At 67.5% G+C, this 20300-nt stretch carries 21 protein-coding genes; 18 read left to right on the top strand and 3 right to left on the bottom strand.

Going from position 1 to position 20300, the window contains the following annotated elements:
* Positions 1 to 1907, bottom strand: a 1907-nt coding sequence (locus JWP60_RS00430) for an Rne/Rng family ribonuclease (protein ID WP_299785284.1), incomplete at its 3' end; no start/stop codon positions are given.
* A 512-nt stretch (positions 1908 to 2419) separates the two neighbouring features.
* Between JWP60_RS00430 and JWP60_RS00435 the strand changes: the two genes are divergently transcribed.
* The 4 genes from JWP60_RS00435 to JWP60_RS00450 are packed head-to-tail and all read left to right on the top strand — an operon-like array spanning position 2420 to position 5552.
* Positions 2420 to 3469, top strand: a complete 1050-nt coding sequence (locus JWP60_RS00435; RefSeq protein ID WP_299785286.1) for an RluA family pseudouridine synthase — start codon at positions 2420 to 2422, stop codon at positions 3467 to 3469.
* Complete coding sequence (locus JWP60_RS00440; protein WP_299785288.1) at positions 3426 to 4094, top strand: HAD-IA family hydrolase; 669 nt, start codon at positions 3426 to 3428, stop codon at positions 4092 to 4094. The genes JWP60_RS00435 and JWP60_RS00440 overlap by 44 nt, the downstream gene beginning before the upstream one ends.
* 58 nt (positions 4095 to 4152) lie before the next feature.
* Positions 4153 to 4536 (top strand): Rieske 2Fe-2S domain-containing protein, encoded by a 384-nt coding sequence (locus JWP60_RS00445; RefSeq protein ID WP_299785290.1) that lies wholly within the window; start codon positions 4153 to 4155, stop codon positions 4534 to 4536.
* The gene (locus JWP60_RS00450; protein ID WP_299785292.1) at positions 4536 to 5552 is read left to right on the top strand and encodes a S49 family peptidase; all 1017 of its coding nucleotides are present in this window, start codon (positions 4536 to 4538) and stop codon (positions 5550 to 5552) included. The genes JWP60_RS00445 and JWP60_RS00450 overlap by 1 nt, the downstream gene beginning before the upstream one ends.
* Before the next feature lie 88 nt (positions 5553 to 5640).
* Here the strand turns inward: JWP60_RS00450 and JWP60_RS00455 are convergent, their stop codons facing one another.
* Together JWP60_RS00455 and JWP60_RS00460 are read right to left on the bottom strand one after the other, a co-directional pair.
* Positions 5641 to 6402, bottom strand: a complete 762-nt coding sequence (locus tag JWP60_RS00455) for an SAM-dependent methyltransferase (protein WP_299785294.1) — start codon at positions 6400 to 6402, stop codon at positions 5641 to 5643.
* Positions 6402 to 7007 (bottom strand): Maf family nucleotide pyrophosphatase, encoded by a 606-nt coding sequence (locus JWP60_RS00460; RefSeq protein WP_299785296.1) that lies wholly within the window; start codon positions 7005 to 7007, stop codon positions 6402 to 6404. The genes JWP60_RS00455 and JWP60_RS00460 overlap by 1 nt, the downstream gene beginning before the upstream one ends.
* 25 nt (positions 7008 to 7032) lie before the next feature.
* On the opposite strand from JWP60_RS00460, the gene JWP60_RS00465 reads away from it, so the two are divergent.
* From JWP60_RS00465 to lepA, 14 genes are all read left to right on the top strand, one after another.
* Positions 7033 to 7575, top strand: coding sequence for a YceD family protein (locus JWP60_RS00465; RefSeq protein WP_299785298.1), 543 nt, complete (start codon positions 7033 to 7035; stop codon positions 7573 to 7575).
* 155 nt (positions 7576 to 7730) lie between these two features.
* Positions 7731 to 7913: a 50S ribosomal protein L32 gene (gene rpmF / locus JWP60_RS00470; RefSeq protein ID WP_027101192.1), complete on the top strand. Its 183-nt coding sequence runs from the start codon at positions 7731 to 7733 to the stop codon at positions 7911 to 7913.
* A gap of 103 nt (positions 7914 to 8016) precedes the next feature.
* The gene (gene plsX / locus JWP60_RS00475; protein ID WP_299785300.1) at positions 8017 to 9069 is read left to right on the top strand and encodes a phosphate acyltransferase PlsX; all 1053 of its coding nucleotides are present in this window, start codon (positions 8017 to 8019) and stop codon (positions 9067 to 9069) included.
* Entirely contained in the window at positions 9066 to 10043 is a 978-nt protein-coding gene (locus JWP60_RS00480) for a beta-ketoacyl-ACP synthase III (RefSeq protein WP_299785302.1), read from the top strand. The genes plsX and JWP60_RS00480 overlap by 4 nt, the downstream gene beginning before the upstream one ends.
* Before the next feature lie 40 nt (positions 10044 to 10083).
* On the top strand, positions 10084 to 11034 hold the full coding sequence (fabD, locus tag JWP60_RS00485) for an ACP S-malonyltransferase (protein WP_299785304.1): 951 nt from the start codon (positions 10084 to 10086) through the stop codon (positions 11032 to 11034).
* Complete coding sequence (fabG, locus tag JWP60_RS00490) at positions 11031 to 11780, top strand: 3-oxoacyl-ACP reductase FabG (protein ID WP_299785306.1); 750 nt, start codon at positions 11031 to 11033, stop codon at positions 11778 to 11780. The genes fabD and fabG overlap by 4 nt, the downstream gene beginning before the upstream one ends.
* Before the next feature lie 95 nt (positions 11781 to 11875).
* A complete protein-coding gene (gene acpP / locus JWP60_RS00495) occupies positions 11876 to 12115 on the top strand; it encodes an acyl carrier protein (protein WP_299785308.1) in 240 nt (79 codons plus the stop codon).
* 6 nt (positions 12116 to 12121) lie between these two features.
* Positions 12122 to 13363, top strand: coding sequence for a beta-ketoacyl-ACP synthase II (gene fabF / locus JWP60_RS00500; protein ID WP_299785310.1), 1242 nt, complete (start codon positions 12122 to 12124; stop codon positions 13361 to 13363).
* A gap of 35 nt (positions 13364 to 13398) precedes the next feature.
* Positions 13399 to 13893 carry a hypothetical protein gene (locus JWP60_RS00505; RefSeq protein WP_299785312.1) on the top strand — a complete coding sequence of 165 codons (495 nt, stop codon included), beginning with the start codon at positions 13399 to 13401 and terminating at the stop codon, positions 13891 to 13893.
* A complete protein-coding gene (gene rpoE, locus JWP60_RS00510) occupies positions 13890 to 14531 on the top strand; it encodes an RNA polymerase sigma factor RpoE (RefSeq protein WP_299785314.1) in 642 nt (213 codons plus the stop codon). Before JWP60_RS00505 ends, rpoE begins: the two co-directional genes overlap by 4 nt.
* An 8-nt stretch (positions 14532 to 14539) precedes the next feature.
* Positions 14540 to 15127: an RseA family anti-sigma factor gene (locus JWP60_RS00515; protein ID WP_299785316.1), complete on the top strand. Its 588-nt coding sequence runs from the start codon at positions 14540 to 14542 to the stop codon at positions 15125 to 15127.
* Between the two features lie 11 nt (positions 15128 to 15138).
* Positions 15139 to 16173 (top strand): MucB/RseB C-terminal domain-containing protein, encoded by a 1035-nt coding sequence (locus JWP60_RS00520; protein WP_299785318.1) that lies wholly within the window; start codon positions 15139 to 15141, stop codon positions 16171 to 16173.
* A 194-nt stretch (positions 16174 to 16367) separates the two neighbouring features.
* Complete coding sequence (locus tag JWP60_RS00525; protein WP_299785320.1) at positions 16368 to 17921, top strand: DegQ family serine endoprotease; 1554 nt, start codon at positions 16368 to 16370, stop codon at positions 17919 to 17921.
* A gap of 510 nt (positions 17922 to 18431) precedes the next feature.
* Positions 18432 to 20243 carry a translation elongation factor 4 gene (gene lepA, locus JWP60_RS00530; RefSeq protein WP_299785322.1) on the top strand — a complete coding sequence of 604 codons (1812 nt, stop codon included), beginning with the start codon at positions 18432 to 18434 and terminating at the stop codon, positions 20241 to 20243.
* The last annotated feature ends 57 nt before the right edge of the window (positions 20244 to 20300 follow it).

Raw genomic sequence — 20300 nt, forward strand, 5'->3', positions numbered from 1 at the left:
CCGTCGCTGCGGCCTTCGCCCCGGCGGCCGTCGCGGCGCGGTTCGCCATCACGGCGCGGTTCGCCGTCACGGCCGCCGCGGCCTTCGCGCTTCTCTTCCTTCTTCGGCTCCGCCACCGGCATTGCCACGGGCGCCGGCATCGCGGGCTGGGCGCCGAACAGGCCCTTGAGCCAGCCCATGAAGCCGGTTTCCGCAGGTGCTGCGACCGGGATCGGGGCTGCCGCAACCGGCGCTTGCACCGGCGCCTTGGCAATCGGCTCGACTGCCTTGACCGGTTCCGGACGCGGCACGGCGATCGGCGCAGGCGCGTCGGGCAGCACACCCTTGATGATGGGTTCCTGCTTGTTGGCGCGCTCCTGCGAACGGCGCGTCACCGTGGTCGGGTCTTCGATTTCCTCGGCCATGTGGTAGCTGGCCTGCACGTTGTCCAGGCGCGGGTCATCGTGCTTGAGGCGCTCGAGCCGGTAGTTCGGCGTTTCCAGCGTCTTGTTCGGGACCATCAGAACGTTGATGCGCTGCTTGAGTTCGATCTTGGCGATCTCGGCGCGCTTTTCGTTCAGCAGGAACGATGCGACTTCGACCGGCACCTGGCACAGCACGGAGGCCGTGCTGTCCTTCATCGACTCTTCCTGGATGATTCGCAGGATCTGCAGCGCGGAGCTTTCGGTGTCGCGGATGTGGCCGTGGCCGCCGCAGCGCGGGCAGGGGATGGACGCGCCTTCGGACAGCGCCGGGCGCAGCCGCTGGCGGCTCATTTCCATCAGGCCGAACTTGGAGATGGAGCCGAACTGCACGCGGGCGCGGTCTTGCCGCAGCGCGTCGCGCAGGCGGTTTTCCACGTCGCGCCGGTTCTTCGACTCTTCCATGTCGATGAAGTCGATGACGATCAGGCCACCGAGGTCGCGCAGGCGCATCTGGCGTGCCACTTCGTCGGCGGCTTCCAGATTGGTGCGGGTGGCGGTCTCCTCGATGTCGCCGCCCTTGATGGCACGGGCCGAGTTGACGTCGATGGACACCAGCGCTTCGGTGTGGTCGATCACGACCACGCCGCCCGAAGGCAGCTTCACCTCACGGGCGTAGGCCGACTCGATCTGGTGCTCGATCTGGAAGCGCGCGAACAGCGGCGCGTCGTCCCGGTAGCGTTTCACGCGCGCCGCATGTTCCGGCATCACGTGGGCCATGAACTGGTGGGCCTGCTCGTAGATGTCGTCGGTGTCGATCAGGATGTCGCCGACATCCTGGTTGAAGTAGTCGCGGATGGCGCGGATCACCAGGCTGGATTCCTGGTAGATCAGGTAGGCGCCCTTGCCACCCTTGGCCGCGCCTTCGACGGCGGTCCACAGCTTGAGCAGGTAGTTCAGGTCCCACTGCAGTTCGGGCGCGCTGCGGCCGATGCCGGCGGTGCGGGCGATGATGGACATCCCGTTGGGATATTCCAGCTGGTCCATCGCCTCCTTGAGTTCGGCGCGGTCGTCGCCCTCGATGCGCCGGCTGACGCCACCGCCGCGCGGGTTGTTGGGCATCAGCACGACGTAGCGGCCGGCCAGCGAAATGAAGGTGGTGAGGGCGGCGCCCTTGTTGCCGCGCTCTTCCTTCTCGACCTGCACCAGCAGTTCCTGGCCTTCCTTGATGGCCTCGTTGATGCGCGCCTGCGAGACCGGGACGCCGGCCGCGAAGTACTGCCTGGAGATTTCCTTGAACGGCAGGAAGCCGTGCCGGTCCTCGCCGTAATCGACGAAACACGCTTCGAGCGACGGCTCGACGCGGGTGACCACCGCCTTGTAGATGTTGCCCTTGCGCTGTTCGCGCCCTTCGATCTCGATTTCGTAGTCGAGCAGTTTCTGCCCGTCGACGATGGCCAGCCGGCGTTCTTCCGCCTGCGTGGCATTGATCAGCATCCGCTTCATGAGAAGTCCTTGTCCCTGAACGTTCAACGCGTCCCCTGACGGGGCCGCGAACATTGCCGATGCCTGGACGGACGCTTCGAAACGGAGGAATTGCCGGAGTGCGAACGGGCCTGCCGAGCTGGCTAGCTCAGCAACCGGCGCAAGGGCACAGGGATGGGGGCGAGGGGACGCAGCCGCTGCTCCGCAAAAGTTGCGGGGCATGGGTCGTCGGCGGAAGGCCGTGGTGCCTGCATGGCGGGCGCGGGCAGCAGCCAGCGCCAGAATGCCAGGAGGAGAACCATCAGCACCGTTGTCTCGCTTTGATCCGTTCGCCAGCCTCGCTGAGAGGCTGGCGAACTTGTTATTCCGTTATGTTTCGAAACGGCCGCACCCTGCCGGCACCCTGCGCGCCATGACGGGCTGTGGCCCGGAATCTGCGCGCATCGGTGCCGGTGGCATCGACCTCCAGCAGGCCGGGCGGTGGGGCGTGGACTAAACTGCCAGCCAAATCAACCACTTACGGCGCAACTCTGGTGAAACGGATTATAGGGGGCGACCTGCCCCCTGCAAGTGGCTCGGTCCAATTTCTGACAGTGGGGGAGGAATCGGCGGGACAGCGTCTCGATAATTACCTCATCCGGGTGCTCAAGGGCGTGCCCAAGACCCACGTCTACCGGATCATCCGTTCCGGCGAAGTGCGCGTGAACAAGGGGCGCGCTTCGGCCGATGTGCGCGTGGCCATCGGCGATGTCGTGCGACTGCCGCCGGTGCGCGTCTCCGAGGCAGTGGCGGCCAAGGCGCAGATGCCGGCGCCGGCGCGCGAGTTCCCTATCCTGTTCGAGGACGAGCACCTGCTGGCGCTCGACAAGCCGGCGGGCGTGGCCGTGCATGGCGGCAGTGGCGTGAGCTTCGGCGTCATCGAGCAGTTGCGGCAGGCGCGGCCCGAGGCGAAGTTCCTGGAACTGGTGCATCGCCTGGACCGCGAGACCTCCGGCATCCTGCTGGTCGCCAAGAAGCGCTCGGCCCTGACGAACCTGCAGGACCAGTTTCGCGAACGCGAAACCGGCAAGACCTACCTGGCCCTGGTGGGCGGCACCTGGCCCGCCAACAAGAAGGTGATCGACCAGCCCCTGCATAAATACCTGCAGGCCGACGGCGAGCGGCGCGTGAAGGTCGTGGCGAAGGACGATCCGGACGGGATGCGGTCCATCACGCTGGTGAAGATTGCCGACCCTGTCTTGCTCCCTCTCCCGCTTGCGGGAGAGGGCAGGGGTGAGGGCCGGCGCACCGCCACCCTCCTCGAAGTCACCATCAAGACCGGCCGCACCCACCAGATCCGCGTGCACCTCGCCTCGGCGGGCCACGCCATCCTGGGCGACGACAAGTACGGCGATTTCGAATGGAACAAGGAGCTCGCGAAACAGGGGCTCAAGCGCATGTTCCTGCACGCGTGGCGGTTACAGTTCGACCACCCCGCCACCGGCGAACGCATCGCACTGCAGGCTCCCCTGCCGGCAGAACTGCAGCAATTCACCCACCATGCCCGCAGCCCGTCCCCGCCAATTCGACCTGATCGCCTTTGACTGGGACGGCACGCTGTTCGACTCCACGCAGATCATCGTCCGCTGCATCCAGCAGGCGGTGGTCGACGTCGGCGGCACGATGCCCACCGAGCGCGCGGCCTCCTATGTGATCGGCATGGGGCTGATGGAAGCGCTGGCCCATGCGGCGCCCGACGTCCCGGCCGAGCGCTATGCCGAACTCGGCGCGCAGTACCGACGCCACTACCTGGCGCACCAGGACGACCTGAGCCTGTTCGAGGGCGTGCTGACCATGCTGCATGCGCTGCGCGAGCGGCAGCATCTGCTGGCCGTCGCGACCGGCAAGTCGCGCCGCGGCCTCGACGAGACGCTGCGGGCCGTGGAACTCGCCGGCGTCTTCGATGCCTCGCGCACGGCGGACGAAACCGCCGGCAAGCCCGATCCGCTGATGCTGCACGAGCTGATGGAGGAATTCGGCACCGAGCCGCAACGCACGCTCATGATCGGCGACACCACGCACGACCTGCAGATGGCACTGAACGCCGGCTGTCCCAGCGTCGCGGTGAGCTACGGCGCCCACACGCCGGAAAACTTCGCGGCGCTGCAGCCGCGCGCCATCGTGCATTCGGTGCGCGAGCTGCACGCCTGGCTGCTGGAGAACGCATGAGCCGCCGGGCCGCCCCAAGGCGAATAGTCCCGCAGCGCGTAGTGCGGAGGGTAGTCCAGTGAGCGTGCCGGACGACGAACGCGAGCGCATTCCCCTGTGCAACGGCCGCGACCTCGTCGACGGCGGCGTGGCCGTGCCCTTCGACGTGGTCTATGCCGGTCACACCTGCCGCGCCTTTGCCATCCGCTACCAGGGACAGGTGCACGCCTACCTGAATCGCTGCACGCACGTGGCGATGGAGCTGGACTGGCAACCCAACCAGTTCTTCGACGACACCGGCCGCTGGCTGCTTTGCAGCACCCACGGCGCCGTCTACCGGCCCGACACCGGTGACTGCGCCGGCGGCCCCTGCCGCGGCGCGCTGGTGCGCATCGCACTCACCGAAAGCGAGGGCGTGGTGCACTGGCATACTGCCTACAACCTCCAACCCGTGCCCTTCTGATGAACGACAACCTGCCGCCCGCGTCGGCCGAACCCCCCGCGGCAACGCCGCCCCCCGCGTCCACCACTGCGGCCGCGCGGGCCGCCGACGGGCCCGAATGGGAGCGGGCCACCATGGAACGGCTGCTGTTCGCGACGCTGGAAGAACAGAAGTCCGCGCGCCGCTGGCGCGCCTTCGTGCGCCTGGCGTGGCTCGCCTTCTTCATCTTCCTGATCTGGGCGCTGACCTGGCGCGGCTCGAGCGGCAGCGACAAGACCACGCCCCACACCGCGGTGATCCAGATCGAGGGCGAGATCGGGCCCAAGACGGAGGCCAGCGCGGAGGCCATCATCGCAGCGGCCAAGGCGGCCTTCGAGGACACCGGCTCGCAGGCCGTGGTGCTCCTGATCAACTCGCCGGGTGGCAGCCCGGTGCAGGCCGGCATCATCAACGACGAACTGAAGCGCCTGAAGGCCATCTACAAGAAGCCGCTGTATGCGGTGGTGGAGGAGTCCTGTGCTTCCGCCGCCTATTACATCGCCGTGTCGGCCGACCGCATCTACGTCGACAAGGCCAGCATCGTCGGCAGCATCGGCGTGCTGATGGAGGGCTTCGGCTTCGTGGGGCTGATGGACAAGCTGGGCATCGAGCGCCGGCTGCTCACGGCCGGCGAGAACAAGGGCTTCCTCGATCCTTTCAGCCCGCAGACCGAAAGGCACCGCGAGCACGCCCAGGAAATGCTGAACCAGATCCACCAGCAGTTCATCTCGGTGGTGAAGGCCGGCCGCGGCAAGCGCCTGAAGGAAACGCCGGAGCTGTTCAGTGGCCTGTTCTGGAGCGGCCAGCAAGCCATCGAGCTGGGCCTGGCCGACCAGCTGGGCAACCTCGACTACGTGGCGCGCGAGGTGGTCAAGGCCGAAGAGCTGGTCGACTACACGCGCCACGAGAACGTGGCGGAGAAACTGGCCAAGCGGTTCGGTGCGGCGATCGGCGAGGGGGCGGTGAAGGCCTTGCAGATTTCGCAGCCGCTGCGGTAATGGTTTGGGCTTGGTAGGCTGGGCTGCCGAAGGCACCCCAGCGTTTCGCGCTACTCCTCTCGCTGGGGTTCGCTGCGCGAAGCCCAGCCTACCCGCCGATGGCGAATACGGCCGGTGTGTCGTTGCTGATCGGCACGCCTTCCTTCTTCCACGCTGCCACAGTCGAACTGCGTGAGCGCGCGGCCGGCAAGGTCAAGCCCGAGGCCACCGCCACCCGCGTCGCCGGCTTCAAGCCCTGCAACAGCGCGTCCCACACGGCCGCATTGCGATACGGCGTCTCGATGAACATCTGCGTCTGGCCGCTGCGCAGCGCCAGCGCCTCCAGCTCGCGCAGGCGCTGCGTGCGCGCCGCGGGGTCCTGCGGCAGGTAGCCGACGAAGGCGAAGTTCTGGCCGTTCAGGCCGCTCGCCGCCAGCGCCAGCAAGAGGGACACCGGTCCGACCAGGGGCACGACTTCGATCCCGAGATCGTGCGCGGCCCGCACCACCGAAGATCCCGGGTCGGCGACCGCGGGCATGCCCGCCTCGCTGAGCAATCCGACATCCTGGCCTTCAAGCGCCGGCTGCAGCAGCGGCCGCGCGTCGAAGCTCGTCGGCCCGTGGTCGCCTTTCTTGTGCACGGCGCGCGGCAGCTCCTGCATCGCCTGCTGCTGCAGGGGCAGGGCGAGCGGCTGGAGCTCGCCCACGCGCTTGAGGAAGGCGCGCGCCGACTTCGCGTTCTCGCAGATCCAGTGGGTCAGGCCCGCGGCCACGGCGATCGTGCCGGCCGGCAGCACGTCGGCCAGAGGGACGACGATGTCGCAGCCGAAGTCGAGCGGCGTCGGTACCAGGTAGAGGCGGCCGTGCGCCATCAGAACACGCGCAGGCCGGCAGCGCGCAGCATGCGGCAGGTGCGGATCAGCGGCAGCCCGATCAGTGCGGTGGGGTCGTCGCTTTCGATCGCTTCCAGCAGGGCAATGCCCGCGCCTTCGCTCCTGGCGCTGCCCGCGCAGTCGTAGGGTTGCTCGGCGCGCAGATACGCCTCGATCTCGTCGTCCTCGAGTTCGCGAAAGCGCACCCGCACCGGAGCGACATCGTGCTGGGCGAAACCGGTTTCGTTGCACAGCACGCTGAGCGCGGTCTGGAAGATCACCGTGCGGCCGCGCATGCGGCGCAATTGCGCCACCGCGTTGTCGTGGTTGCCCGGTTTGCCCAGCGGTTCGCCATCGAGGTCGGCGACCTGGTCCGACCCGATCACGATGGCGTCCGGATGCTGCTGCGCCACGGCCTGCGCCTTGGCCGCTGCCAGCCGGCGCGCCAGCGCTGCGGGCGCTTCGCCAGGACGCGGTGTTTCGTCCACGTGCGGCGGCTCGACCGAGAAGGGCAGCCGCAGGCGCGAGAGCAATTCGCGGCGGTACACCGAGGTGGATCCGAGCACCAGGCGGCGCGCGGCAGAGTCAGGGGGAAACAGCGGCATCCGTCGATTCTCTTACACTGGATTCATGGCCAAGGACTTCGACCCGCATCACCTCGACATCCGCCGCTTCGCCGAGGAAGGCGCCGAAATCGAAAGCAGTGCCGACGTTGCCGGTTTCGCCCGCCTGCTTGCCGAAACCACGGACCCGGCAAAGGCGCAAGCCGTGCACTGGCACGCCCGCGGCGAGATCGCCAACCCAAGCCACGTGCAGCCGCAGGTCTGGCTGCACCTGCAGGCCGACACCCAACTGGCCCTGGTGTGCCAGCGCTGCCTGCTGCCCGTGGATGTTGCGGTGGCGGTCGACCGCTCGTTCCGCTTCGTGGAGGACGAGGCTACCGCCGCGGCGCAGGACGACGACGCGGAGGAAGACCTGCTGGTGCTGTCGCGCAGTTTCGACCTGCTCGAACTGGTCGAGGACGAACTGCTGATGGAACTGCCGGTGGCGCCGCGGCACGAGGTCTGCCCCGAGCCGGTGAAAATGTCGGTGGCTGATCCCGACTTCGACGCGAGCAGCGTGGAAAAAGAGCATCCCTTCGCGGTGCTCGGCCGGCTCAAGACGGGAAAGTAGTGGGAGCAGCCACTTGGGCTATAATCGTGGGCTTCGCGCCAGAGAGGCCGCCGTGATCGTCGCGGCAGAGGCATCTTCGCCGCGCAACGTCCAACCCATCAACCTGCTTTGCCGCGCCAGTGCCGCGGGCAAAGCCCAGATTCCAGGAGCCCCTCATGGCCGTCCAGCAAAACAAGAAGTCGCCTTCCAAGCGCGGCATGCACCGCTCGCACAACGCCCTGACGGTGCCGGGCATTGCCGTGGAGCCAACCACCGGCGAGACGCACCTGCGCCACCACATCAGCCCGACGGGTTTCTACCGCGGCCGCAAGGTGCTCAAGACGAAGAACGACGCCTGACCCTGCGTCGCGTCCCCAGGCCCGGCTGCGAACCGCAGGCCGGGCTTTTTCTTTTTCCCGAGCCCACCCGAAGCGAGTGCCGATTGCCTCTACAGTTCAGGCCATGACGACCACCCTGGCTGTCGATTGCATGGGGGGTGACCACGGCCCCCGCGTCACCCTGGCCGCGTGCCGGCAGTTCCTCGCGGCGCACCCCGAGGCGCAACTGCTGCTGGTCGGCGCGCCCGACGCGCTGGCCTCGTTCCAGCATCCGCGCGCGCGCATGGTCGCGGCCACCGAGGTGGTCGCGATGGACGACGGCGTGGAGATCGCCCTGCGCAAGAAGAAGGATTCGTCCATGCGCGTGGCGATCCGGCAGGTCAAGGACGGACAGGCGCAGGTGGCGGTCTCGGCCGGCAACACCGGTGCGCTGATGGCGCTCGCGCGCTACCTGCTCAAGACGCTGGAAGGGATAGACCGCCCCGCGATCGCGTCGCGCCTGCCCAATGCCAAGGGCGGCGCCACCACGGTGCTGGATCTCGGCGCCAATGTCGACTGCAACGAGCAGCACCTGCTGCAGTTCGCGGTGATGGGCTCGGCGCTGGTGTCCGCGCTGACCGGGCACGAGAGTCCCTCGGTCGGCCTGCTGAACATCGGCGAGGAAATGATCAAGGGCAACGAGGTGATCAAGAAGGCGGGCGAACTGCTGCGCGCCGCCAGCGCCGCCGGTGACCTCAATTTCTACGGCAACGTGGAAGGCAACGACATCTTCAAGGGCACGACGGACATCGTGGTGTGCGACGGCTTCGTCGGCAACGTGGCGCTCAAGACCAGCGAAGGCGTGGCCTCGCTGATCGGCGGCTTCCTGAAAGAGGAGTTCGCGCGTTCGTCGCTGACACGGCTGGCGGCACTGGCGGCGTATCCCGTGTTGTCGGCGTTGAAGAAGCGCGTGGACTACCGCCGCTACAACGGCGCCGCGCTGCTGGGTCTGCGCGGACTGGTGTTCAAGAGCCACGGCTCCGCCGACGAGCTCGCCTTCGAGCAGGCACTCAACCGCGCGTATGATGCGGCCCGAAACAATTTGCTGGACCGGGTCCAGATGCGCATTGCCCATGCCCGGCCCCTGCTGGTCGGCCCCGAGGGCAATGCGGTAGAACCGGCCACGAACGAGCAATGAGCAGATATTCCCGGATCACGGGCACGGGCAGCTTCCTGCCGCCCAAGCGCGTGACCAACGCGGAGCTGGCGACGCAACTCGCCGCCAACGGCATCGAAACCTCGGACGAGTGGATCGTCGAGCGCACCGGCATCCGCGCGCGGCACTTCGCCGAGCCGGACGTCGGCAGCAGCGAGCTCGGCGTGCACGCTGCGCGCCGAGCGCTGGAAGCCGCGGGCCGGCAGCCCTCCGACATCGACCTGATCATCGTCGCGACCTCGACGCCGGACATGGTCTTTCCCTCGACGGCGACCATCCTGCAGAACAAGCTCGGCATCGCCGGCTGCCCCGCGTTCGACGTGCAGGCCGTGTGCAGCGGCTTCGTCTATGCGCTGACCGTTGCCGACGCCATGATCCGCACGGGCACCGCCAGCCGGGCGCTGGTGATCGGCTCCGAAGTGTTCTCGCGCATCCTCGACTGGACCGACCGCACCACCTGCGTGCTGTTCGGGGACGGTGCCGGTGCCGTCGTGCTGGAGGCGTCCGACACGCCCGGCCTGCTGGCCAGCGACCTGCATGCCGACGGCAAGCACGTCGAGATCCTGTGCGTGCCGGGCGGCGTGTCCGGCGGCAAGGTGCATGGCAATCCGCTGCTGCGCATGGACGGCCAGGCCGTCTTCAAGCTGGCCGTGGGCGTGCTGGACCAGGCGGCCCGCGCCGTGCTGAAGAAGGCCGAGAGGACCGAGGCCGACATCGACTGGCTGATCCCGCACCAGGCCAACATCCGCATCATGCAGGGCACCGCGCGCAAGCTGAAGCTGCCCGCGGACAAGCTGGTGGTCACGGTCGACCAGCACGGCAACACTTCGGCGGCCTCGATTCCGCTGGCGCTCGATGTCGCAGTGCGCAGCGGCAAGGTCAGGCAGGGCGACACTGTCATGCTCGAAGGCGTGGGCGGCGGTTTCACCTGGGGCGCAGTCCTGCTGGACTTCTGACGCCGCCTGCCGCGGCGCCCACAACGAAGAAGAGACCTGCATGAAACCGTTCGCTTTCGTCTTTCCGGGACAGGGATCGCAGTCCGTCGGCATGCTCGATGCCTGGGGCGATCATCCGGCCGTGGCCGAGACGCTGAAGGAAGCTTCGGCGGCGCTGGGCGAAGACGTCGCCCGCCTGATCCACGAAGGCCCGAAGGAAGCGCTGGCCCTGACCACCAACACCCAGCCCGTGATGCTGGTGGCCGGCATTGCCGCCTACCGCGCCTGGCGCGCCGAGGGCGGCGCCGAGCCGGCCGTCGTGGCAGGCCATTCGCTGGGCGAATACACCGCGCTGGTGGCAGCCGGTGCCTTGACGCTGGCCGCTGCGGCGCCGCTGGTGCGCTTTCGCGCGCAGGCGATGCAGGAAGCCGTGCCGGTCGGCACCGGCGCGATGGCCGCCATCCTGGGACTCGATGCGCGCAAGGTCATCGAGGGCTGCGCCGAGGCGCTGCGCATGCTGGGCACCAACAGCGGTGAAGCCGTGGAAGCGGCCAACTTCAACGATCCGGCGCAGACCGTGATCGCCGGCAGCAAGGCGGCCGTGGACAAGGCCTGCGAAGTGCTCAAGGGCATGGGTGCCAAGCGCGCGCTGCTGCTGCCGGTATCCGCCCCCTTCCATTCGAGCCTGATGAAGCCGGCGGCTGAAAAGCTGCGCGAGCGGCTGGCGAACACGCCGCTCGCGTCGCCCCGGATTCCGGTGGTGAACAACATCGAGGTGGCGGTCGAGACCGATCCCGAACGCATCCGCGGCGCTCTCTACGCGCAGGCCTTCGGGCCGGTGCGCTGGGTCGAGTGCATGCGTGCGATCCAGGCACGCGGCGTCGACACGATCATCGAGTGCGGGCCGGGCAAGGTGCTGGCCGGACTGGTCAAGCGCATCGACCCGACGCTTGCGTCCGCAGCGATCCTCGACCCGGCCACACTGGCCGACGCGAAGGGGCTGCTGATATGAGCACGATCACCATGCAGGGCCAGGTGGCCCTGGTCACCGGCGCCTCGCGCGGCATCGGCGCGGCCATCGCCCAGGAACTGGCGGCGCGCGGCATGAAGGTGATCGGCACGGCCACCACCGAAGACGGCGCCGAGAAGATCACCCAGGCGCTGGCGCAACACGCGGACTGCCGCGGCGCGAAGCTGGACGTCAACGACGCCAGCTCCGCCGAAGCCCTGATCGATGCGATCGGCAAGCAGCACGGCGCCGTGCACGCCCTGATCAACAACGCCGGCATCACGCGCGACGCGCTTGCCCTGCGCATGAAGGACGAGGACTGGGATGCCGTCCTCGACACCAACCTCAAGGCGGTGTTCCGCATGAGCCGTGCCGTGATGCGCACGATGATGAAGCAGCGCTACGGCCGCATCGTGAGCATCACCAGCGTGGTGGGTGCGTCCGGCAATCCCGGCCAGGCGAACTATGCCGCTGCCAAGGCCGGTGTCGCCGGCATGACGCGCGCACTGGCGCGCGAGCTGGGCAGCCGCGGCATCACCGTCAATTGCGTGGCGCCGGGCTTCATCGAAACCGACATGACGGCGGCCCTGCCGGAGGACCAGCAGAAAGCGCTGCTGGGCCAGATACCGCTGGGCCACCTTGGCAAACCCGCCGACATCGCGCATGCGGTCGCCTGGCTCGTGTCGCCCCAGGCGGGCTACGTGAGCGGCCAGGAGATCCACGTCAACGGCGGAATGTTCATGGCCTGAGGCCCGCCTCGGGCCGCAGCAGGCCAGTCCACCCCAGCCGGAATCTCCGCCCGGCTTAAAATCGCGGATTCAATCACAACCCTTAGAGGGAACCCATGAGCGATATCGAAGCACGTGTCAAGAAAATCATCGCCGAGCAACTCGGCGTCGAAGAGTCCCAGGTCACCAACGAAAAGGCTTTCGTGGCCGACCTCGGAGCGGACTCTCTGGACACGGTGGAACTGGTCATGGCCCTCGAGGACGAGTTCGGCATCGAGATTCCCGACGAAGACGCCGAGAAGATCACCACGGTGCAGAACGCCATCGACTACGCCAGCGCGCATCAGAAGGCTTAAACCAGCATGCGTCGCCGCGTCGTCGTGACGGGACTGGGGTGCGTCAGCCCGGTGGGGAAGACGGTCGCCGAGTCCTGGGCCAACCTGCTGGCGGGCAACAGCGGGATCGACCATGTCGCGTCCTTCGACCCCGAGAAACTCGCCGTGCGCTTCGCGGGCGAGGTGAAGGGTTTCAACGTGGCGGACTACATGCCGGAAAAAGAAGCCCGGCACATGGATCGCTTCATCCACCTCGGGTTCGCCGCGGCCCACGAGGCGGTGGCCGATTCCGGCCTGCCAACCGGTGAGAAGCTCGATGCGGAACTCGCCACGCGCATCGGCGTGAACATCGGCTCGGGCATCGGCGGCCTGCCGATGATCGAGGAGACCCACAGCGAGATGGTCAATCGCGGCCCGCGCCGCATCTCGCCTTTCTTCGTGCCGGCGTCGATCATCAACATGATCTCCGGCCACGTGTCGATCCGCTATGGTTTCCAGGGCCCCAACATCGCGGTGGTGACGGCCTGCACGACCGGTCTGCATGCCATCGGCGTGTCGGCCCGCATGATCGAGGCGGGCGATGCCGACGTGATGGTCGCCGGCGGCGCCGAGTCCTGCGTCTCGATGCTGGGCATAGGCGGCTTTGCCGCGGCCCGGGCGCTTTCCACGCGCAACGATGACCCCAAGACGGCGTCCCGTCCCTGGGACAAGGACCGCGACGGCTTCGTGCTGGGCGAGGGCGGCGGCGTGCTGGTGCTCGAGGAATACGAGTACGCGAAAAAGCGTGGCGCCAGGATCTACGCGGAGCTCGCGGGCTTCGGCATGAGCGCGGACGCGTACCACATGACGGCACCCAACGTGGACGGCCCCAGGCGGTCCATGGTGGCGGCCCTGAAGAACGCCGGCATCAACGCCGACCAGGTCGACTACCTGAACGCGCATGGCACCTCCACGCCGCTGGGCGACGTGAACGAGACCAATGCCATCAAGCTGGCGTTCGGCGATCACGCGAAGAAGACCGTGGTGAACTCCACCAAGTCGATGACCGGCCACCTGCTCGGTGGCGCCGGCGGCATCGAGTCGGTCTTCACCGTGCTGGCGATCCACCACCAGAAGAGCCCGCCGACCATCAACATCTTCAACCAGGACCCCGAGTGCGACCTGGACTACTGCGCCAACACGGCGCGCGACCTGAAGATCGACGTGGCGCTGAAGAACAACTTCGGCTTCGGCGGCACCAACGGTTCGCTGATCTTCAAGCGCATCTGAATCGGCTTCGTCGGTTCGGGTCTTCCGTCTTCCCCATGCATGCAGCCCCATCGGTGAGTTACCCGGTGGGGCGCAGCGCCTTCGCCGGGCGCCTCTACGCGCTGGCTGCGCTCGCCGGCCTGGCCGTTGCCGGCGCCTGGTGCCTGCAATCGCCTGCCATGGACTGGCGTCACGCTTGTGCGCTGGCAGCGGTGCTCCTGGCCTGCGGGCTGGCCTGGCACGGCTGGCAGGCCTCGCCGGTCGGCGTGCTGCGCTGGGACGGCGCCGGCTGGCAGTGGCAGGAGGGCGCGGACGTGGCCGCCGGCCACACCGAAATCGCGCTGGACCTGCAGTCCCGCCTGCTGGTGCGCTTTCACGCCGAGGCTGGACCAGCGCGCTGGCTGTGGGTGGAACGCGAAGCGAAGTTGGCCGACTGGGAGGCGCTGCGGCGTGCGGTATATTCGCGCGCCAGCGCCCGCATCCCGGGCTTCCTCCAGGGGGGGAAGGAGACGCCGCCCGCCGGCAAGAAGCCTCCGGCGGCCGAACAATGAACAAGACGCCTCCCGCAGCTCCCCCCCCACCATCCTCCGGCGAAACCGACCTGATGCTGGTGCAGCGCACGGTGGCCGGCGACCAGAAAGCGTACGAGCTGCTGGTCATCAAGTACCAGCGCCGCATCGAACGCCTGATCGGCCGCATGGTGCGCGACACCGACCTGATCGAGGACATCGCCCAGGAAACCTTCATCCGGGCCTATCGCGCGCTGTCGCAATTCCGCGGCGAGGCGCAGTTCTACACATGGCTGTACCGGATCGCGGTCAACACCGCCAAAAAAGCCCTGGTCGACCTCAAGCGCGATCCCGTGGTGTCCGAGAGCTCCCTGCGAGGAAACGACGATGACGAAGAAACTTCTGGCGTGGAGAACGAACTAACCACCGCGGAAACGCCGGAAACGGTGCTGGCCGCGAAGGAAATCGCGGCCACGGTGAACTCGGCCATGGAGGCCTTGCCCGAGGAACTGCGCCAGGCCGTGACGCTCCGAGAAATCGAGGGCCTCAGTTATGAGGAGATCGCGGAGGTCATGAACTGCCCGATAGGCACCGTGCGGTCCCGCATCTTCCGGGCCCGCGAAGCGATTTCGGCGAAGGTGAAGCCCCTGCTGGAGAACCAGTCGGGCAAGCGCTGGTGAGGCGCAACATGGAAGTGATGGACAAGATGGACAACCGGGAACTGATTTCGGCACTGGCCGACGGGCAGCTGCAAGGCGAGGCATTCGCCCGCGGCGTGCAGGTGGCCGCTGGGGACGCGGGGGGCCGCGCAGCCTGGTGCAGCTATCAGGTGGTCAGCGAGGTGCTGCGCACCGGCCGTGCGAGCACCACCGGCACGCCGCCGGAAGTGTTCCTCGCCAAGCTGCAAAAGAGCCTGCACGCGGAGCAGGCCGTTGCCGCGCCGTTGCCGGTGGCGGTGCCCGTCGCAGTGCGCCAGAGCGCGCCGGCGGCCAACGACTGGCGCTGGAAGCTCACGGCGGGCTGCGCCTCGCTCGCCGCCGTCGTGGCGGTCGGCTGGAACGTCTGGGGCAGCAGCAACGGCGCTGGCCAGCCCCAGCTCGCCTCCGCGGCCACCGGTACGCCGGCCACGCTGGCCGCGGCCAATGCCGCGCCGATGATCCGCGACTCGCGCCTCGACCAGCTCCTGGCCGCGCACCGCCAGCTCGGTGGCGCCACCGCGCTGGGCAACAGCTCCGGATTCCTGCGCAACGCCACGTTCGAGGGGCCGACGCGCTGATGGTCCCCGGCATGGCGCGGCCGCTTCTTCCTGCATTCGCCCGCCGGCGTGGCATCGTCGCCTTCTGGGCCGCGGCGGCCCTCGGCCTCGCGAGCGCGCAAGCGCTGGCCGCCTCGCCCGCCCGCATGCCCGACCCGCGGCAGGGCGGCGGCCAATCCGAGCGCAGCATCAACGAATGGCTGGTGCGGATGCACGACGCCTCGAGCCAGCGCAGCTACGTGGGCACTTTCGTCGTGTCGTCGAGCAACGGCGCCATGGCCAGCGCGCGCATCTGGCATGCGTGCGACGGCCAGCGCCAGGTCGAACGCGTCGAGACGCTTTCGGGCGAGCGCCGCTCCACCATCCGCCGCGACGACGAGGTCGTGACCTTCCTGCCGGAAAGCCACACCGTCCGCACCGAAAGGCGCGAGGCACAGGGCCTGTTCCCCGAGCTGATGAAGGCCGAAGAGAGCGTCATCCCCGACTTCTATACGGCACGCCGCGTGGGCAGCGACCGGGTGGCGGGCTTCGACGCCGACATCGTGCAGCTGCTGCCGCGGGACGGCCTGCGTTTCGGCTACCGCATCTGGAGCGAGAAGAAGAGCGGCCTGGTCGTGAAGCTGCAGACGCTCGACGACAGCGGCCGCGTGCTGGAGCAGGCGGCCTTTTCCGAACTGCAACTCGACGTACCGCTGCGCATGGAGCGCCTGGTGCAGATGATGAGCGTGCCCGAGGGCTGGCACGTCGAGCGCGCCGAGGCCGCCAAGACCAGTGCCGTCAACGAAGGCTGGGGCTTGAAGCAGCCCGTGCCCGGCTTTCGCGCCATGAACTGCTACAAGCGTCCGGTCGAGGGCGTGCTGCAGTGCATCTTCTCGGACGGGCTCGCCTCCGTGTCGCTCTTCATCGAGAACTACGACCCGCAGCATCCGCGGCAGGAGGGCGTCTTTGCCACCGGCGCCACGCACACGCTCACGCGCCAGGTGCAGGACTGGTGGGTCACCGCGGTGGGCGAAGTGCCGCCGCAAACGCTGCGCGCGTTTTCGCTCAGCCTTGAACGGCGCAAGTAGCGCCCGGCGCCGAGGCTGCCAGCACACCGCCGGTCGCCCCGGCGGCCGAAATCGATCCGTGCGCGTTTGGCTGACGCTGAACCTTTTGGTTCGAACGTATTCTCAGCAGGATTGCAGGGCTCTTGCTGCCGCAGTGGCGGCGTGTGGGCCATGCAATCGATCATCCCTTGTCTGACCCTTCTGGAGAGGTCTGTATGTTTCGCATGGATTGGAAGAACAACCTGCGCAGCTGCAGCCTGGCGGTGGCCATGGCCATCGCGGGCGCAGTGGTCCTGATGCCGGCAGCGCCGGTGCTTGCGCAATCGGCGCCGCAACCGCGGTCGCTTCCGGACTTCACCGACCTGGTCGACCAGGTCGGTCCCGCCGTCGTCAACATCCGCACGCTCGAACACGCGAGCCGCACCGGGCGGGGCGGCGACCAGCAGATGGACGAGGAGATGCAGGACTTCTTCCGCCGCTTCTTCGGCGTGCCGATGCCCAACGCACCGCGCGGCCAACGGCCCACTCCGCCGCGCGGCGGTGGTGGCGGCGGCAACGGGGGTGGCGGCGGCAACGGAGGCGGTGGTGGCGGCGACGACGAGCAGCCGCGCGGCGTCGGCTCCGGCTTCATCCTCACGCCCGACGGCTTCGTGATGACCAACGCGCACGTCGTCGAAGGTGCCGATGAAGTGCTGGTCACGCTCACCGACAAGCGCGAGTTCAAGGCCCGGATCGTGGGCTCGGACAAGCGCACCGACGTGGCGGTGGTGAAGATCGAGGCGACCGGGCTGCCTGCCGTGCGCGTGGGCGACGTCAGCAAGCTGAAGGTCGGCGAATGGGTGATGGCCATCGGCTCGCCCTTCGGCCTGGACAACACCGTCACCGCCGGCATCGTCAGTGCCAAGGGGCGCGACACCGGCGACTACCTGCCCTTCATCCAGACCGACGTGGCGATCAACCCCGGCAACTCCGGCGGGCCGCTGATCAACATGCGCGGCGAGGTGGTCGGCATCAACAGCCAGATCTATTCGCGCTCGGGCGGCTTCATGGGCATCTCGTTCGCGATCCCGATCGACGAGGCCAGCCGCGTCGCCGAGCAACTGCGCGTGAGCGGACGTGTGCAGCGCGGTCGCATCGGCGTGCAGATCGACCAGGTGACGCGCGAGGTCGCCGAGTCCATCGGCCTGGGCCGTCCGCAGGGCGCGCTGGTGCGCAGCGTCGAGAGCGGCTCGCCGGCGGACAAGGCCGGCATCGAAGCGGGCGACATCATCACCAAGTTCAACGGCACGGCCATCGAGCGCGCCTCCGACCTGCCGCGCATGGTGGGCAACACCAAGCCGGGCGCCAGCGCCGGCCTCACCGTGTTCCGCCGCGGCGGCTCGCGCGACCTGTCGGTCACGGTCGCCGAGTTCGAGCAGGAGACGGCATCCGCTGCCCCGACGCGTGCGCGGCCGGCACCCGAGGAAAAGCCCAAGGGCTCGCCCGCGGCGCAATCCATCGGCATCGTCGTGGCCGAACTCACCGCCGCGCAGAAGAAGGAAGCGAAGGTGAAGGGCGGTGTGCGCGTGGAGGCGGTGACCGACGGCGCCGCGCAACGCGCCGGCGTGCGCGAGGGCGACATCATCGTGGCCATCGGCAACACCGAGATCAACAACGTCCGCGAGTTCGACACGGTGGTCGCGCGCATGGACAAGAACAAGGCCATCCCGGTGCTGCTGCGCCGTGGTGACCTCGCCAGCTACCTCGTGATCCGGCCAGCGCGCGGCTGAGCCACCGGGCAGGGAAGGGCCCGATACCCTTGCGGGGGCGTCGGGCTTTTCCTCATCCGATGGCCAAAAAAAGACAGGCCCTTCGCACTTTTTTGTCACACGGTCCAGGTGCCACTTTGGTTGGCGCTCGCTAACTTCAAGGCGGGCCTAAGAACCGGATTGGTTAGAATCCTGGCTGGCCAGCAGCTCTTGCGGGCATATCGGACGCTTGCTCCACCACGATGCGGGAAGCCGACGGGACACCCACCGGCGATCCACAGTTGGCCCACATGTTGTCCCCGCGCCTATCCCCCATCTTTGTTGATAACCTGTGTACAACATGCGAGTTGCACCCCTGCAACGGCCGAGTGCCAGAGACCTGGCGTCTGTACGCCCGGCCCGTTTTGCCTACAATGAAGTTCCAACTATCGCAGTTGCCATAGATTGTTGGTTCAGGGCGCGTCACCTTCAGGGCGCGCCCTTTTTTCTTTGGGCGCCGCTTTTGAATCAATCACTTATCCGTTCCCCTTGATGAATCACATCAGAAACTTTTCGATCATCGCGCACATCGACCACGGCAAGTCGACGCTCGCCGATCGCCTGATCCAGCGTTGCGGCGGACTCTCCGATCGCGAGATGGAAGAGCAGGTGCTGGACTCGATGGATCTCGAAAAGGAGCGTGGGATAACCATCAAGGCGCAGACCGCGTCGCTGTCGTACAAGGCGCGCGACGGCCAGGTCTACAACCTGAATCTGATCGACACGCCGGGGCACGTCGACTTCTCTTACGAAGTCTCGCGTTCTCTCTCTGCCTGCGAAGGCGCGCTGCTGGTGGTCGATGCGAGCCAAGGCGTCGAGGCGCAGACGGTGGCCAACTGCTACACCGCGCTGGACCTGGGGGTCGAAGTGGTGCCGGTCCTGAACAAGATGGACCTGCCGCAGGCCGACCCCGAGACCGCGAAGGAGGAGATCGAGGACGTGATCGGCATCGACGCCAGCAACGCGATCCCCTGCTCCGCCAAGACCGGCATGGGCATCGACGAGATCCTGGAGGCGATCGTCGCGCGCATCCCCGCGCCCAAGGGCAAGGTCGACGCGCCGCTGCGCGCCATGATCATCGACAGCTGGTTCGACAGCTACGTCGGCGTGGTGATGCTGGTGCGCGTGGTCGACGGGCGCGTCACCAAGGGCGACCGCATCAAGCTGATGGCGAGCGAGACGAACTACGAGGCCAACCAGCTCGGCGTGTTCACGCCCGGCAACGTTTCGCGCGACTCGCTGGAAGCGGGCGAGGTGGGCTACATCATCGCCGGCATCAAGGAGCTGCAGGCGGCCAAGGTCGGCGACACCGTGACGCTGATCAAGGCCGGCACGGGCGGCGCCGCCTTCACGGCCACCGAGCCCTTGCCCGGCTTCAAGGAAATCCAGCCGCAGGTCTTCGCCGGCCTCTACCCGGTGGAGGCGAACCAGTACGACCAGCTGCGCGACAGCCTGGAGAAGCTGAAGCTGAACGACGCCTCGCTGCACTACGAACCCGAGGTCAGCCAGGCACTGGGCTTCGGCTTCCGCTGCGGCTTTCTCGGCCTGCTGCACATGGACATCGTGCAGGAGCGCCTGGAGCGCGAGTTCGACCAGGACCTGATCACCACTGCGCCCAGCGTGGTCTACCAGGTGCTGCGGGGCGACGGCGAAGTGCTGATGGTGGAGAACCCCGCCAAGATGCCGGACGTCGGCCGCATCCAGGAGATCCGCGAGCCGATCGTCACCGTGCACCTGTACATGCCGCAGGAGTACGTGGGCGCCGTCATGACGCTGGCCAACCAGAAGCGCGGCGTGCAGTTGAACATGGCTTACCACGGCCGGCAGGTGATGCTGACCTACGAACTGCCGCTGGGCGAGATCGTGCTCGACTTCTTCGACAAGCTCAAGTCGGTCAGCCGCGGCTATGCCTCGATGGACTACACGTTCAAGGAGTACCGCGCCGCGGATGTGGTGAAGGTCGACATCCTGCTGAACGGCGAGAAGGTCGACGCCCTGTCCATCATCGTCCACCGCTCGCAGTCGCAATACCGCGGCCGCGCGGTCGTGGCGAAGATGCGCGAGATCATCAGCCGGCAGATGTTCGACGTCGCGATCCAGGCGGCGATCGGCGCCAACGTGATCGCGCGCGAGACCGTCAAGGCGCTGCGCAAGAACGTGCTGGCAAAATGCTACGGCGGCGACATCAGCCGCAAGAAAAAGCTCCTCGAAAAACAAAAAGCTGGCAAGAAGCGCATGAAGCAGATCGGCTCCGTCGAAGTGCCTCAGGAAGCGTTCCTGGCCATCCTCCAAGTCGAAGATTAATGAACCCCCAAGCTCCGCACTCCATGCCTTCGCACATCGTGTCTCCGCCGCCCCCCG

This window comes from Ramlibacter sp. (genome assembly GCF_028291745.1).
Lineage (GTDB): Bacteria > Pseudomonadota > Gammaproteobacteria > Burkholderiales > Burkholderiaceae_C > Ramlibacter.